Raw genomic sequence first — 13,925 nt, 5'->3', positions numbered from 1 at the left:
TTTCATTGCAAACAAACGGAAATATTTCAATAAAAAAACGATAAAACTTAATCCTCTTTAAAGTTTTATCGTCACTTCGTTACTCTTCTCTTTTATAATCCATCATGATGAAACTCATAGCTTGTGAGCGATTTTTATAATAGTAACGATTTAAATCTATGGAACCTTCGACTTGACCATCACGGTATTGCATTTCATTCGTTAGATTATTAATCATTACAAAATCTGATTTATCTTTAATTCTGTCTAATTCGTCATTACGCGCGAAGAAATGTTCTAAATTTAAGTGTTCGTAATCCATTGAAACCTCCTCATATCTGAACCTCTATATAAATGATGGATTATATGCTACAAAAATGTTAATTTTTACGATTCTTCTACACCCTTATTTAACACCAATTTGCGTGTTTTCGCAAATGCTTTGTTACTTCAAAAGCATGTTAGTGCTAAAGATTTAACGCATGTAGCTCAACTTTTCTCTGAACTAAAATGAGGTTGAGTTACCCTCAACCTCAACCTTTAGATCTATTGTTTTTGATTTGTCTTTCGATTTTTTAAAAACGAATCAAAATCAAATATATCTAATTCAAATACAACAGCGTACACAAGGCTACCAATAATTAGACCTGCAATAACCGCAACAACGATTGGTGTAAATAAGCTTAATACCAACGCAGTAATAAACATGCAATAAATTAAAAATATGAAGTCCTCTAAATACCAAGTCTTTTGCTTGAAGTGACTAAAAATAGTGTTCATACGCATTGCATTTCGATCTCCTTTTATTTTATTTAACTGCTTATAGATTATCATGAGGCATGGTGCCTTTAAATCCTTTTATAAATAGTCACAATACTCTTTTTCTTCTAATAATTCGATTTAATTTGAGAAACCTCTTTTATTAATTTTAATTTATTCTTTTGAAAAACCTTATCTATTACTTAAGTCCTTTTAAACGTTCATATTGAATCATAAATGATGTTTAACTTTACTATCGAACATGAATAATATCAATTCGCAATATGACACCAAATTCTGTTTTATCTATAATTTGGTTAATCCGGAAATACGAATTGTGGCTCACAATAAAAGGACAAACGCTCTATGAATTTCAACCAAATTTACAATAAATATAATAAAATGATACATCATCTTCTCCATAAGTATCATATAAGGTATAATTATGATGAATATGAACAATTACTCTCTATCAAGCTTTGGCAACTTTATCAAAACTATGATCCTTCTAAAAATGATAACGAAGCACGTTACTACTACCACTTCCTAAACTTCTATCTCATTGATTTACTACGCAAACAATATCGTGAACCTTTATTAGAAGATATCTATGATTCTACTTTAAACCTTCCAGAACCCTACTCCTTTAATCATGCTGAATTTAATGCATTTATCGACCAACTCTCAATAGAGGAAAAACAATGGCTTATCTTAAGGTCACAAGGCTATAAGCTACACGAGATTGCTAAATTCATGCACAAATCTCCAAATACCCTACGTAAATACAAGCGCCTCTCTCAACTTAAATACCAGGCATTCTTCAATGAAAGGACTTGATTCCTATGCATGTTCCAACTCATTCTTTGTTGTACTTCACTACTTCATACAGTCAAGACTTCCAATTTGATCTATACTACATGCAACAACCTCAGCCTGTTCAAGTCGATATGACACATGTAAACCTTTTAAACATGCTCCTCCACAAACATCAAAAGTCTTTAAAAACACAAAAAGCCATCGCTAAACAAATATTGAATATTAATAAACTACTTCCAATATTTGTACACAATGACCTTTTGTTACTTCCTTTATTTGCTAAGCGTTCACCTATCAATACCTATATCAATTTATGTAACGTTGTAGGTTTATCACAACAATCTACAAATGAAACTACGATTCATTTTAAAGGTAATGTTCAGTTAAGTGTTAATCTTCCCTACCAATTATTGTCTAAAAAGTGGAAAGAAGGCTTAATGTTATATTTTTTAAGTTATGCTATTGATTAAACTTATACATTAATAGCTTTTTCGTAAAATAACCAATCGTAACTTTTAAGAAAAAGATACTAACCAACATGATGATGACCGACCCGAGCAGAATCAACGTATTGTTCATAACACTTAAATCATTCATCGGTCTTATAAAATGGTGCACGCTATTTAACAATGTTATTAATCCGAACAAGAATAATCCAAGTCCTAATATATTAGAAATAAACAGTCCAACTAACGCGGAAATCAAATTCCCTTTTGTAACTGGTTTATCTTTAAATATATATGTCTTGAGAAAGTTCTGAGCATAAGCATTCGGATTTTGATGCTCCACCTTTTCACCAGTTTTGTCATGCTGAATGACAGTTTTAAGCTTTTGCTTTTCTTTAAAATTTAAAAACCATAATTGTTTTTGCACGTGCTTATAAAATGCTTCCTTTTCCATTACGTCACCCTTTTTTATTAAACAATCATTATGTTCATATTTTATAGTTTTTGGTTGGTTTAAACAATCTTAATTTAATTTTTACATGAAAGATATAGACAAACAGAACATATGTTCTTATAATAAGTGATGACGAGGTGATCAATCATGCATACTACTTTCCAAAATCTACCAGATGCATATAAAGATGAAACGGATTATCGCAATATTCCAAGGCAATATTTAAACCCTAGAATTCCTAAAGGACGCGGTATGGTTAAATGGGCACCGTTCGCCACGATACCAGAACAGTTTGATGCTATCCAAAACCACATCGACGATCAAAGTAAGATTACAAAGCCGCTTCTAAGTGAAGATCAGTTAGCAGAGTTAAATCATATGTTATGTTTTAAGCTTTTCCACGAACCTAGATGTAAAATTAAATATTTTAGCGAGGGAGAAGTCAACCAACTTGAAGGATCACTTTCTAAAGTGTATCATCACGAAAATTTAATTATCGTGAAAGTGAACAACCAAACACAGAAACTCCGCATAACAGATATTTTAGAAATAATATGACACCTCATATACGATTAAAAAAGTGATAATCGCAAGCAATTCAACAACAAATGTAAAATATTTACATTTTTTATCTAAATTAGGCTATAATGTAATTGTTAATGCTTACTTACATTGGAGGTGCCGACTAACTATGAGCAATCGTAAAACAATCTTTTTGAGACGCAAATTCTCCCAAGTGGATGAGCATATCTCTTTTTTAATGAAGAAAGTAAGAAACACCAAAGAAAACCCTTTTAACTATAAAGATTTAAACGATGTTCAAAAAATTTATACATTAAACTTACACATTGAATTCTTTATATTTACAAGCGAAGAGTTTGCTGAAAAGAACTTAGAGCACTTAGTCACACGTATTTATGCGATTCATGAAGAATTAGAACATTTGATCATAGATAATAATAAGAATTTAGATACTTTGAATGCGGCATATCATAAATATTGCGAGAGTCGTAATATAGCCAAACAATATATTTAAGTGCATGGTTAAATGATAAAAGCCTTGAATGACGGTACCTCAACCATCATTCAAGGCTAATTTTTTTAGTTTTTTATAAAATACTTAAACCACTCTTTAGAATATCTTTTTCAAACCCTTTAACTGTATCAACTGACAGTTCATCGATATTACGACCAATGTTCGGGATCTTTTTAACAACGTCAGCTGGGCAAGTGATAATGTCAGCGCCGATTTCATCAGCTTGAATGACGTTAAATAATTCTCGGCAACTCGCCCATAATAACTTAACGCCTTCTTTTTCATGCGTCACTTTAACCGATTCTTTCATTAAAGGTAGCGGATCAACACCTGTGTCTGCGATACGTCCCGCAAATACTGAGACGTATGTAGGTACACCTTCTTTAACCGCTTCAGTGATAGCTTTCACTTGTTCAATCGTGTAAACCGCAGTGACATTAAGTTTTACATCTTTGTGTGAGAGCTTTTCAATAAGTGGAATCATGGATTCACCATTCGTATTCACAACAGGAATTTTTACGAACACGTTGTCACCATATTCCTTTAAAATCTCAGCTTCTTTCTCCATTGTTTCCATGTCATTCGCGAACACTTCAAATGAAATCGAAGCATCAGGGATTGCTTGAACAACTTCACTCGCAAAAGCCTTATAGTCCGTAACACCAGCTTTAGCCATTAAACTAGGGTTAGTCGTAAAGCCATCTACCTCTTTGTTTTGGTAAGCTTGTTTCATTTGCTCGATGTCTGCACCATCCGCAAATACTTCAACATTTAAATTAGACATACTTATTCCTCCTATCCTATATGAATCGTGTTACTGTTTAAAGTTGATTTACACTAGGTATGTATATAAATAAGTTATACCATTTTTCGTATATGATAGCTATTTTAAGGGGCTATCTAGAAATTTATTCATGAATATTAGATAAAAAGAAATTATTTGTGCTATGATGTATGTTGAGAATTATAGGAGGATATTATGAATACATCTAAAAAATACTTTTTTCTATCCTTAATATTAATTTTAATTAGTTGTTACTTTAATACGTTAAATCCACTATTAGATTTTCACTTTAAATCAATCATTTTACTTATATTAATATGTAGTATCGTGAATACGATTATCATACTACTTGCCATACATTTTAACGATAAATCGATTAAATCACTACATTCTCATAGTGGATGGGTACGCGGTGCGTCACGTATATTACCTTTCATAATCATGATTGTAATTGCCTTACATATTTTAGCAGCTTTATACACATTCGGTATATTTAATTAATTACGTATTCAATCAAACGAAATTAGCACGACTTTAGTGTTATTAAGATGATTTATGGATTCAATTTAATTTAGTTCGATTAAGGCAAATTGCCAGAGTGAGATTAAGAAATCTTTGAACCACATCGGGTTTCTGCCTCACTCTTTTTTTAATGAGGTGACAATATGCAATATGTATATATTTTTATAGGAGGCGCGATTGGTGCCTTGCTTCGCTACCTTCTTTCATTTCTCCACGAGCCTACAGACCTTCCAGTTGGTACCTTTATCGCAAATATAATCGGTGCTTTCTTAATGGGATACCTGTCCCATGCTGCGATACAACTATTTCAAGATCATCCTAATGTAAAGAAAGGCGTTACGACAGGGTTTGTCGGCGCACTAACAACCTTTTCAACCTTTCAATTTGAAATCGTTCAAATGCTTAATCATCATCAAATTTGGCTCGCACTTTCATACGCAATTTTAAGCTTTTTAGCGGGACTTACATTTTGCATGAAGGGTTTTGCGTTAGGAGGTAAGGTTAAACATGATTAAAATCTTACTCGTGCTACTAGGTGGTGGCGTCGGAGCTGTTTTAAGAGGATTGATTACGAATCTTTTTAAAAAGTCCTTCCCTAAAGTAACCTTTCCTTTAGCAACAACTGTTGTTAATTTAGTGGGATGTTTTTTAATTGGATATATATCGCAGTTCGATTTAAATGATTCATTAAAAACTTTAATTGTCACAGGCATGTTAGGTGGTTTAACAACATTTTCTACAATGATGTACGAATTGATTCAAATGTTAAATGACGATAATAAACCTTCACCTTACTTTTATATCTATGCTTTGGTGCAATTTGTCCTAGGATTATTATGTTGTCTATTGGGATACTACGTGTAAATAGGGTTTAAAAAAAGCACTATAGCGTACCTATTCGGTATCGCTATAGTGCTTTCAATTTAATTGAAGCTTTCAATTTTATCCATAATTTCTTGCAGTTCTTCAACATTGTATTGAATACGTCCGTGGAAGACGAACTTATTAAAGTATTCATTAAGTTGTTCAGGTCCAACTAACGCGCGAGTATGAGACGTCTCTTGGAAATTAGAGATTGTTACTGCGCCATCATATTTAGGGTTAAAGTATAAAAGCGTTGTTGGTAGGTATTTTAAATCTAATTCACGTTTTAACGTTTCAGCTAAACGTTCAACTTTCGTAATATGTGTTGTGTAATCAACTACAGATAAAGAATGTTTATCATCATTTTGATCTAAAACAATCGTATGTGGTGCAGTTATTTCTAAATCAAGCGTGTTGAAAACTTGTTCCATAACTGGAAGCTTTCCAAATTGAGACTGATTAACACCGTAATACACATGTCCTTTTAAAAGTTGAGAATCGATTAAATAAAGACCCGTACGTGTAAGTACTAAGTGACTGATTCTAGAAACATCTTCAAAGTTTTGCTTTGGTAAAAAGATGTTTGCCATAATATGCATATCTTCAGGACGGATACGCTTTTCATTTACTAAGCGTTCACGAATACCTAAAAGACGCATGTCAGTGATATACTCACTTTTATTTTTAGAGAATAATTTTAAAGCATCAATTTCTCTATCTTTTGAATTTACCGTAGCTTCGTAATCTTCTTTTTGTTTCGTAATCGTTTTCTTATTTTCTATTCTTTCTTTCTCTAGAGCTTCTTCATGATTCTGATGTAATTCTGAATGTTTAGAGTTATATTGATCCTCTAATTTTTGTTTTGCTTTCTTTTTGCTGCTAAGCGCAACGAGAAATAGGATAAAGAATATAATTGCAAGTAGTGTTGCTACAATTAAACTAATGCTTATTGCATCTAAAGCCATATGATAAAACGCTCCCTTTCTTCTACAATCAGACAAACAGAAATATTCAATTTACAAAGTAAACTATGTATGATGTTTCTATTTTTAACGGCTCAATCTGATTTAAAATAAGCTATACCCTATTATAATAGAATATAGCTTATCATTCGATAGTTTCGTATGATTTTTTGTTAAAACTATTTAACTTTTTCTATAAAAGCATTTAATGCATCAACTTTATCAATTTCTTCCCATGGTAATTGGATGTCAGTACGTCCAAAATGACCATATGCTGCAGTCTGCTTATAGATTGGTTGACGTAAATTTAACATTTCAATGATACCTGCTGGTCGTAAATCAAAGATATCTCGAACCGCTTCAACAAGTAACGGCTCAGGAACTTTGTTAGTGTTGAATGTATCAATTGAAATAGATACAGGCTCGGCCTTACCAATTGCATAAGCGAGTTGAACTTCACACTTATCACTTAAACCTGCTGCAACGATATTCTTAGCTACATAACGTGCTGCATATGAAGCAGAACGGTCAACTTTAGTTGGATCTTTACCACTGAAAGCACCGCCGCCGTGTCGCGCATAACCACCATAAGTGTCTACAATAATCTTTCTACCTGTTAAACCTGCATCACCTTGTGGCCCACCAATTACGAAACGGCCAGTAGGATTAATGTAGAATTTCGTTTCTGCATCAATTAAGTTTTCAGCAACGACAGGATAAATAACATGTTCTTTTATATCATTTTCAATTTTACTTAACTCAATATCTTCATGGTGTTGAGATGACACAACAATCGTATCTACACGAACTGGTTTATGATTTTCATCATATTCAACAGTAACTTGTACTTTACCATCTGGACGTAAGTAAGCTAAAGTACCATCCTTACGTACATCGCTTAAACGTTTAGATAATTGGTGTGATAAATAGATAGGTAAAGGCATGTATGTTTCAGTTTCATTCGTCGCGAAACCGAACATTAAACCTTGGTCACCAGCACCAGTTGCTTCAATTTCTTGTTCTTTATCGTCATCACGGTATTCTAATGCGCGATCAACACCTTGAGCAATATCAGGTGATTGCTCATCAATTGCAGTTAATACAGACATTGTTTTGTAGTCATATCCATACTTAGCACGTGTATAACCAATGCCTTTAACTGTTTCGCGTACAACTTTAGGGATATCGACGTACGTTGATGTAGAAATTTCTCCTGCGATTAGCGCCATTCCTGTTGTTACTGTCGTTTCACAGGCAACACGCGCATTCTTATCGCCTTTTAAAATTTCATCTAAAACTGCATCGGAAATTTGGTCAGCAATTTTATCAGGATGTCCTTCAGTAACAGATTCTGACGTGAATAATCTTCTGTTAGTAGTCATTTTATACTCCTTTAAAATTTATATTACGAAAATTCTCTTTGATTTTATAGAGCTAAATAAAAAAACCTTCTTCACTATTAAGATAGAGAGAAGGCTTAATCCGTCCATTCGCTCTTATCGTTCAGACTATTGTCTGCAAACGGTTTGGCACCTTTCTTTTATATAGGATAAAAGAGGTTGCTGGGCTTCGTTGGGTCCATGTCCCTCCACCACTCAGGATAAGAGAATCCGTTAGCTACATACTACCTAAGTTTATTAAGCTTGTCAATTTTATGAAAATCTTTAAAATCTCTAGTAATAGCATGGAATAATAATACAAATGTGTTATACTAATTTCATGTAAATGCTTACATTACCGTAATAACTATTGGAGGGATTCTATATGACAATTGACATGGGGACGAATAACACGAAGATTGATGACATTATAGCAAAAGACACGTCTCATTTTCAATTAAGCACAACGGAATTATATAACAAAATTTTAGAAAGAGATGAAGGTGAATTAACAGAACTTGGTGCTATCAACATGAAAACTGGTAAATATACTGGTCGTTCACCTAAAGACAAATTCATTGTAGATGATCCTGAAATCGCTGACGAAGTAGATTGGGGAGATATTAACCAACCTATCTCTGAAGAAGTTTTCTTAAATCTTTATGATAAAGTCGTTAATTACCTAGATGAAAAAGATGAATTATTTGTTTTCAATGGTTATGCAGGTAGTGACAAAGACTCTGAGCTAAAATTAACTGTTGTTAATGAACTTGCTTGGCATAATTTATTTGCAAAAACAATGTTCATTCGCCCAGAAAGCGTAGAGGAAGCAGAATCTATTAATCCTGAATTTACAATTATTTCTGCCCCTACTTTTAAAGCAGACCCTGAAGTAGACGGCACGAAATCAGAAACTTTCATTATTACATCATTCAAACATAAAACAATCTTGATCGGCGGTACTGAGTACGCTGGTGAAATGAAAAAAGGTATCTTCTCAGTAATGAATTACTTATTACCACAAAACGATATCATGAGTATGCACTGTTCAGCTAACGTTGGAGATAAAGGCGATGTTGCTTTATTCTTCGGTTTATCAGGTACTGGTAAAACAACACTTTCAGCTGATCCAGATCGTAAATTAATCGGTGACGATGAGCACGGTTGGAACGAAAACGGTGTATTCAATATCGAAGGTGGTTGCTACGCTAAAGCAATTAATCTTTCAAAAGATAAAGAGCCACAAATTTATAGTGCTTTAAAATATGGTACAGTTTTAGAAAACGTTGTAGTTGATGAACATGGTGACGTTGACTTTGATGATAATAAGTACACTGAAAATACACGTGCTGCTTACCCTATCCACCATATTGATAATATTGTGGTACCATCAAAAGCTGCACACCCTAACACAATCATCTTCTTAACTGCAGATGCATTCGGTGTGTTACCACCTATCTCTAAATTAACTAAGAGCCAAGCTATGTATCACTTCTTAAGTGGTTTCACTTCTAAATTAGCTGGTACTGAACGTGGTATTACTGAACCAGAACCATCATTCTCTACTTGTTTCGGCGCTCCATTCTTACCATTAAACGCGAAAGTTTACGCTGACTTATTAGGTAAATTAATCGACGAACACGAAGTTGATGTTTACTTAGTAAACACTGGTTGGACTGGTGGTAAGTATGGCGATGGTAAACGTATCGACTTAAAATATACACGTCAAATGGTTAACCAAGCTATTAGCGGTGAACTTAAAGACGCTGAATATGAACAAGACGACATCTTTGGTTTAAATATTCCAAAAGAAATCGAAGACGTTCCATCTAAAATCTTAATGCCTAAGAACGCTTGGTCAGATGCAGAAGCTTATGATGAGCAAGCTAAAGACTTAGTAAACCGTTTCAAAGAAAACTTCAAGAAATTCGGTGAAGAAACTGCTGATCTTGAAAAAGACGGTGGCTTTAAATAATTCAATCATAATTAAACCGAGGCGCGTTATGCGTCTCGGTTTTTTTAAATTTCTGATTCTGTTTGTGCCATCCAATCTTGTATGTAATTGAGTACATCTTTTAAAGCGCTTGGACGAGGCACATGTCCTTCTTCCAATTGATATAACGTATCATAAGTAGCGCCTACTTGTTTTAAGTGCTTTTCCAAATGATAGGCTTGATGAATCCCCACTTGTTCATCCGCACCACCATGTACGATTAATATCGGAGGGCTCATCTGTGTTATTGCGTTCAGAGCTTCACGCTCATCATAAACTGAGCTTTGCTTCTTAGGGTGACCAATCATGCGTCTCATCATACCTCGCAAATCAACGCGCTCTTCGTACATTAAACGTAGGTCCGACACGCCTCCCCATATGATATAGCTTGTTGCACCGACTTCTTGAAATGTTAATAAGCCTTGAATACCACCTCTTGAGAATCCGATTAAATGTAGTGGCGTTTCGGGATACATCTCCTTTAAAATATGTGCCGCTTCTATAACGTCATTTAAGTCCGCGCCAGCAAAGGCGTCATGCCCTTCGCTACCATTATTACCTCTATAGTAAGGCGCAAATACAACCGTTGAAGCATTCATAAATTGCATCATGCGCGCAGGTCGAACTCTACCAACCTGACCTTTACCACCCCGCAAATACATTACGATACGACGCGCTTCCTTTAAAGGCTTGAATAATAAACCTTTGACGTGAAACCCATCGACCTCATATGTAACTTCGTATGCTTCATGCGTAGATAATGCGATTGGCATTTTCTTATATTTTGTAAAAGCCAAGCTCAATCACTCTTTCTAAACATTTTAGAATCGCTTTATCTTCTATTAAGAAACTGCGTTCTTCATGGGGTACGTCGTCAGGTGACTTAAATAAAATTGGACCGGACGTTTCTAAATAATCCGCTTTGTCTACGATCTCAGATACCAGCACTACATAGACATCTTTTTTAAAGGGCTTTTCAGCGAGGACCTCATACTGTGCGATAAAATAATGTGCCTCAATAGTCGCACCGGTTTCCTCAAACAGTTCCCGCTTCAAAGCTTCAATGCTTGATTCACCCGCCTCACGTTTACCGCCTGGAAATTCAATGCCGCGTTCAAGATGTTTCGTAAACAAAAGTTGATTCTGATAAATTGGAAATGCTAAGACGTGATCACCGTCTGAAGGCTCGGAATCGGACTTAAATGTCACATGAACTGGCGTATTGTCTTTGTCTTTAAAAATCACATCAGCACCTCCTAAAATAATTTTATGGTATGATTGGTTTGATTATAATTCATGGAGGCATAATATGAAACGTGTATTCTTATTTCTAGTTTATATCTATCAACACTATATTTCACCATTAACGCCGCCTACATGTCGTTTCTATCCCACATGTTCAGAGTACACGCGCCAAGCAATCGTAGAACATGGTGCGATTAAAGGCACTTGGTTAGGTATTAAACGAATTGGTAAATGTCACCCATTTCATAAGGGTGGCTTTGACCCAGTACCTCCGAATAAAAAGAAACATCACCATTAGACTTCATCGTTTAATGTGCGTGCATCGACCTTTGGTGGCTGAAATTGGATGTTACCGTTAGAAAGCACGCCTGATTCATGTACGATATCTTCTTTAAAGTAATACCCAGCTGGCGTAATGTCACCTGGGTATTTTGTATGACTTGCGAGAAACGCTGTGAAATAGCGGCTTAAACCTAGTTCGTACATGCCACCTACTACAACTTGAACGCCCTTTTGTTGAAGTGTTTGAATAAGTTCAAGTGCAATATCATTGCCGCCAACTCGAAAAGGTTTGATGATCACCGTATTAACTTGCGGGTACTTTAAATAGTTCATTATATCTTTATAGCTTGAAGCATGTTCATCTATCGCAATGTTGTAATCTTTCGAGATATGATTTAAGTCATCTAAATGCTTGAAAGGTTCTTCTATATATAATATCTCTCGATTGATTCGGTCGATTGTGTGAAAGTTGCTGATTGAAAGCGTTTGGTTCGCATCTAGAATGATTGGACAATGGATGTGATGGTGATCAAGTAACGTTAAATCGTCTTGTATGTCATCATGCCACTTCAATTTAAGTCGTTGCGGTTTAAGCTTCTTAATTGTAGAAACGTGTTCCTCTAAATTTCCACTTACCGTTGCACCAAAAGGCACTTTAAACGTAGGCATCTCATGAAATGCTTGATATAACGCCATTACAAGTGTTGCGCGCGCTGCTGGAAAAGCTTCTAAAGATACTAACGCTTGCTGCACATCTTGAAACGAATCAAATGTCAGGTGCTGATTTTTATTAAGCCATTCCGTTAATTTAGAGCGAACATCCTCAATCGTTTCATTTAAATACCAATCCGTTTCAAAGGCATTACATTCACCATAATACACCTTATCGTCAGTCGTGATTACTTCAAGTATGAGCGTCTTTCGATGCGTCATTTCAACTTTACGAGTACGTATTTGATGCTTAAATTGAGGTGAAACCGTGTGAAATTGAAAGCTTTTAATCTTCATGAATCGTATCCTCCAAGCGCTTACGAATCAGTTTACCTGTAGAGGTATAAGGTAATTGACGAACCCGCTTAAATTGTTTAGGGCATTTATATTTAGCGAGATAGTGACTTAAGAAAGAACGTAACGCTTCCTCACTTAAATCCTTTTCAGAAATATAGTACATCATCGGTACTTGTCCCCAGGTGTCGTCATTGATACCAATACACATCGCATCATCAACGTCTGCATGTAATTTCAGCACATGTTCCAGTTCATTTGGATAAATATTCTCGCCGCCACTGATAATTAAATCCTTTCGACGATCATAAATATACACAGCTTTATCATAAGAGATACGCGCGATATCTCCAGTATGAAAGTATCCATCCTCAGAAACCGCTTGATAATCATTCGGGTAGAGATAGAGGTCGATCACGTTGTCGCCTTTAATGAGCAACTCGCCATGCCCTTGTTCATTCGGTTGATAAATTTTCACCTCTACGTTCTCACTAGGTTTACCAACAGTTTCGTTATCTTCTTTAAGTAATGCCGGTGAGGCAGTTAAGAATTGTGAACAGGTTTCAGTCATCCCAAACGAATTATAAATAGGCAAATGATATGCTAGCGCTTTATCAACAAGGTGTTGCGATAACTTAGCACCACCAAGCAGAATTTTTTCAAGTCGATAAGGTTCAGTTAACCCTGCATCCATAAGCCATTGTAGCGTTTGCGGTACCAACGAAATGTGTGTAATGCGTTTCGACTTAATTTCGTTTAAGATGTGGTGAACGTCGAATTTAGGTTCTATTTGGACAGCGAATCCATATAACACACTACGTAACAGAATACTTAGCCCTGATATATGATAGATCGGTAATACCGCTAACCAAACACTATCTTGTTCGAACCCTAAACTCTCTTTACAACCTATTGCACTTGCTTTATGGTTCTTGAAAGTTTGCGGCACTGCCTTTTGAGGTCCTGTCGTGCCAGATGTGAACATTATCGATGCTATGTCCCCTTCTGAAAAGCCACTTATATAAGTATGTTCATTTATTTTCTTAATTAAAGTACGATAATGAATGACGTCAATTTCTTCTATTGAAAAGTCGTTTGTTGTGACAATTGTTGTTACGTCAATTGAATGCATTTGATTGATAATTTCATATTCCGTTAAACGGTTATTGATTAACGCAACTTCGATACCAGTAAGAATAGATGCATGTAATAAAACAACCGATTCTACTGAATTGTTGATATGTAAACCAATGCGTTTTGTATGTAATTGTTTTAAAACATAAGCGAGTTGAGAAGCTTTTTGGTACAATTCTTTAAATGTTAATTGAATATCTTTATGATATATTGCTGTATTATGCGGATTTTTCTCACTTTGTAATTTAAGCCAATGTTCCAAAAT

The 13,925-nt window shown here is 34.9% G+C and carries 19 protein-coding genes and 1 riboswitch; of the genes, 9 read left to right on the top strand and 10 right to left on the bottom strand.

All coding sequences use genetic code 11. The features are described 5' to 3' along the window. Positions 1-79 precede the first annotated feature (79 nt). Together ACF3N8_RS06660 and ACF3N8_RS06655 are read right to left on the bottom strand one after the other, a co-directional pair. Positions 80-301 (bottom strand): hypothetical protein, encoded by a 222-nt coding sequence (locus tag ACF3N8_RS06660; RefSeq protein ID WP_009381999.1) that lies wholly within the window; start codon positions 299-301, stop codon positions 80-82. A gap of 224 nt (positions 302-525) precedes the next feature. Continuing rightward, a complete protein-coding gene (locus tag ACF3N8_RS06655; protein WP_009382000.1) occupies positions 526-765 on the bottom strand; it encodes a hypothetical protein in 240 nt (79 codons plus the stop codon). 339 nt (positions 766-1,104) lie between these two features. Here ACF3N8_RS06655 and ACF3N8_RS06650 point away from each other — a divergent pair, with 339 nt between their 5' ends. Next, positions 1,105-1,575: a sigma-70 family RNA polymerase sigma factor gene (locus ACF3N8_RS06650; RefSeq protein ID WP_009382001.1), complete on the top strand. Its 471-nt coding sequence runs from the start codon at positions 1,105-1,107 to the stop codon at positions 1,573-1,575. 5 nt (positions 1,576-1,580) lie between these two features. Beyond that, on the top strand, positions 1,581-2,024 hold the full coding sequence (locus ACF3N8_RS06645; protein ID WP_009382002.1) for a competence protein ComK: 444 nt from the start codon (positions 1,581-1,583) through the stop codon (positions 2,022-2,024). Here ACF3N8_RS06645 and ACF3N8_RS06640 read toward each other — a convergent pair. Next, positions 2,014-2,454: a hypothetical protein gene (locus ACF3N8_RS06640; protein WP_009382003.1), complete on the bottom strand. Its 441-nt coding sequence runs from the start codon at positions 2,452-2,454 to the stop codon at positions 2,014-2,016. The genes ACF3N8_RS06645 and ACF3N8_RS06640 overlap by 11 nt on opposite strands. Positions 2,455-2,601: 147 nt before the next feature. On the opposite strand from ACF3N8_RS06640, the gene ACF3N8_RS06635 reads away from it, so the two are divergent. Further along, entirely contained in the window at positions 2,602-3,012 is a 411-nt protein-coding gene (locus ACF3N8_RS06635) for a YolD-like family protein (RefSeq protein ID WP_009382004.1), read from the top strand. 133 nt (positions 3,013-3,145) lie between these two features. Next, positions 3,146-3,490, top strand: coding sequence for a hypothetical protein (locus tag ACF3N8_RS06630; RefSeq protein WP_009382005.1), 345 nt, complete (start codon positions 3,146-3,148; stop codon positions 3,488-3,490). A gap of 73 nt (positions 3,491-3,563) precedes the next feature. Here ACF3N8_RS06630 and ACF3N8_RS06625 read toward each other — a convergent pair whose 3' ends face one another. Then, on the bottom strand, positions 3,564-4,274 hold the full coding sequence (locus tag ACF3N8_RS06625) for a transaldolase (protein ID WP_392449772.1): 711 nt from the start codon (positions 4,272-4,274) through the stop codon (positions 3,564-3,566). Positions 4,275-4,469: 195 nt separating this feature from the next. On the opposite strand from ACF3N8_RS06625, the gene ACF3N8_RS06620 reads away from it, so the two are divergent. The 3 genes from ACF3N8_RS06620 to ACF3N8_RS06610 all read left to right on the top strand — a co-directional run bounded on the left by ACF3N8_RS06620 (position 4,470) and on the right by ACF3N8_RS06610 (position 5,660). Further along, positions 4,470-4,775, top strand: a complete 306-nt coding sequence (locus tag ACF3N8_RS06620; protein ID WP_009382007.1) for a hypothetical protein — start codon at positions 4,470-4,472, stop codon at positions 4,773-4,775. Positions 4,776-4,939: 164 nt separating this feature from the next. Continuing rightward, a complete protein-coding gene (crcB, locus tag ACF3N8_RS06615) occupies positions 4,940-5,311 on the top strand; it encodes a fluoride efflux transporter CrcB (protein WP_238101841.1) in 372 nt (123 codons plus the stop codon). After that, positions 5,304-5,660, top strand: a complete 357-nt coding sequence (locus tag ACF3N8_RS06610) for a CrcB family protein (RefSeq protein ID WP_009382053.1) — start codon at positions 5,304-5,306, stop codon at positions 5,658-5,660. Before crcB ends, ACF3N8_RS06610 begins: the two co-directional genes overlap by 8 nt. Before the next feature lie 59 nt (positions 5,661-5,719). Here the strand turns inward: ACF3N8_RS06610 and ACF3N8_RS06605 are convergent, their stop codons facing one another. Together ACF3N8_RS06605 and metK are read right to left on the bottom strand one after the other, a co-directional pair. After that, entirely contained in the window at positions 5,720-6,625 is a 906-nt protein-coding gene (locus ACF3N8_RS06605; RefSeq protein ID WP_009382054.1) for an NERD domain-containing protein, read from the bottom strand. A gap of 176 nt (positions 6,626-6,801) precedes the next feature. Then, positions 6,802-8,004: a methionine adenosyltransferase gene (gene metK / locus ACF3N8_RS06600; RefSeq protein WP_009382055.1), complete on the bottom strand. Its 1,203-nt coding sequence runs from the start codon at positions 8,002-8,004 to the stop codon at positions 6,802-6,804. 111 nt (positions 8,005-8,115) lie between these two features. Next, a riboswitch (SAM riboswitch) is annotated at positions 8,116-8,229 on the bottom strand. A gap of 157 nt (positions 8,230-8,386) precedes the next feature. On the opposite strand from metK, the gene pckA reads away from it, so the two are divergent. Further along, complete coding sequence (gene pckA, locus ACF3N8_RS06595) at positions 8,387-9,976, top strand: phosphoenolpyruvate carboxykinase (ATP) (RefSeq protein ID WP_009382056.1); 1,590 nt, start codon at positions 8,387-8,389, stop codon at positions 9,974-9,976. A gap of 44 nt (positions 9,977-10,020) precedes the next feature. On the opposite strand, the gene ACF3N8_RS06590 is transcribed toward pckA, so the two are convergent. Continuing rightward, positions 10,021-10,791, bottom strand: coding sequence for a S9 family peptidase (locus tag ACF3N8_RS06590; protein ID WP_009382057.1), 771 nt, complete (start codon positions 10,789-10,791; stop codon positions 10,021-10,023). Continuing rightward, positions 10,772-11,239: an RNA deprotection pyrophosphohydrolase gene (gene ytkD, locus ACF3N8_RS06585; RefSeq protein WP_009382058.1), complete on the bottom strand. Its 468-nt coding sequence runs from the start codon at positions 11,237-11,239 to the stop codon at positions 10,772-10,774. The genes ACF3N8_RS06590 and ytkD overlap by 20 nt, the downstream gene beginning before the upstream one ends. Before the next feature lie 64 nt (positions 11,240-11,303). Between ytkD and yidD the strand changes: the two genes are divergently transcribed. Then, on the top strand, positions 11,304-11,537 hold the full coding sequence (yidD, locus tag ACF3N8_RS06580) for a membrane protein insertion efficiency factor YidD (RefSeq protein ID WP_009382059.1): 234 nt from the start codon (positions 11,304-11,306) through the stop codon (positions 11,535-11,537). On the opposite strand, the gene menC is transcribed toward yidD, so the two are convergent. Both menC and menE read right to left on the bottom strand, forming a co-directional pair. Continuing rightward, positions 11,534-12,529: an o-succinylbenzoate synthase gene (gene menC, locus ACF3N8_RS06575; RefSeq protein ID WP_009382060.1), complete on the bottom strand. Its 996-nt coding sequence runs from the start codon at positions 12,527-12,529 to the stop codon at positions 11,534-11,536. The genes yidD and menC overlap by 4 nt on opposite strands. Beyond that, the gene (gene menE / locus ACF3N8_RS06570) at positions 12,519-13,922 is read right to left on the bottom strand and encodes an o-succinylbenzoate--CoA ligase (protein ID WP_009382062.1); all 1,404 of its coding nucleotides are present in this window, start codon (positions 13,920-13,922) and stop codon (positions 12,519-12,521) included. The genes menC and menE overlap by 11 nt, the downstream gene beginning before the upstream one ends. Positions 13,923-13,925: the final 3 nt, after the last annotated feature.

It is taken from the genome of Staphylococcus massiliensis (assembly GCF_043186315.1).
GTDB classification, from domain to species: domain Bacteria; phylum Bacillota; class Bacilli; order Staphylococcales; family Staphylococcaceae; genus Staphylococcus; species Staphylococcus massiliensis.
Note: the sequence above shows the minus strand (reverse complement) of the source record. Positions and strands in the feature narration are given on the sequence as shown.

What these genes read in the sequence shown, in the direction of transcription:
- ACF3N8_RS06660 (WP_009381999.1), bottom strand. Translation starts at nt 301, where the DNA reads ATGGATTACGAACACTTAAATTTAGAACATTTCTTCGCGCGTAATGAC.
- ACF3N8_RS06655 (WP_009382000.1), bottom strand. Translation starts at nt 765, where the DNA reads ATGCGTATGAACACTATTTTTAGTCACTTCAAGCAAAAGACTTGGTAT.
- ACF3N8_RS06650 (WP_009382001.1), top strand. Translation starts at nt 1,105, where the DNA reads ATGAATTTCAACCAAATTTACAATAAATATAATAAAATGATACATCAT.
- ACF3N8_RS06645 (WP_009382002.1), top strand. Translation starts at nt 1,581, where the DNA reads ATGCATGTTCCAACTCATTCTTTGTTGTACTTCACTACTTCATACAGT.
- ACF3N8_RS06640 (WP_009382003.1), bottom strand. Translation starts at nt 2,454, where the DNA reads ATGGAAAAGGAAGCATTTTATAAGCACGTGCAAAAACAATTATGGTTT.
- ACF3N8_RS06635 (WP_009382004.1), top strand. Translation starts at nt 2,602, where the DNA reads ATGCATACTACTTTCCAAAATCTACCAGATGCATATAAAGATGAAACG.
- ACF3N8_RS06630 (WP_009382005.1), top strand. Translation starts at nt 3,146, where the DNA reads ATGAGCAATCGTAAAACAATCTTTTTGAGACGCAAATTCTCCCAAGTG.
- ACF3N8_RS06625 (WP_392449772.1), bottom strand. Translation starts at nt 4,274, where the DNA reads ATGTCTAATTTAAATGTTGAAGTATTTGCGGATGGTGCAGACATCGAG.
- ACF3N8_RS06620 (WP_009382007.1), top strand. Translation starts at nt 4,470, where the DNA reads ATGAATACATCTAAAAAATACTTTTTTCTATCCTTAATATTAATTTTA.
- crcB (WP_238101841.1), top strand. Translation starts at nt 4,940, where the DNA reads ATGCAATATGTATATATTTTTATAGGAGGCGCGATTGGTGCCTTGCTT.
- ACF3N8_RS06610 (WP_009382053.1), top strand. Translation starts at nt 5,304, where the DNA reads ATGATTAAAATCTTACTCGTGCTACTAGGTGGTGGCGTCGGAGCTGTT.
- ACF3N8_RS06605 (WP_009382054.1), bottom strand. Translation starts at nt 6,625, where the DNA reads ATGGCTTTAGATGCAATAAGCATTAGTTTAATTGTAGCAACACTACTT.
- metK (WP_009382055.1), bottom strand. Translation starts at nt 8,004, where the DNA reads ATGACTACTAACAGAAGATTATTCACGTCAGAATCTGTTACTGAAGGA.
- pckA (WP_009382056.1), top strand. Translation starts at nt 8,387, where the DNA reads ATGACAATTGACATGGGGACGAATAACACGAAGATTGATGACATTATA.
- yidD (WP_009382059.1), top strand. Translation starts at nt 11,304, where the DNA reads ATGAAACGTGTATTCTTATTTCTAGTTTATATCTATCAACACTATATT.
- menC (WP_009382060.1), bottom strand. Translation starts at nt 12,529, where the DNA reads ATGAAGATTAAAAGCTTTCAATTTCACACGGTTTCACCTCAATTTAAG.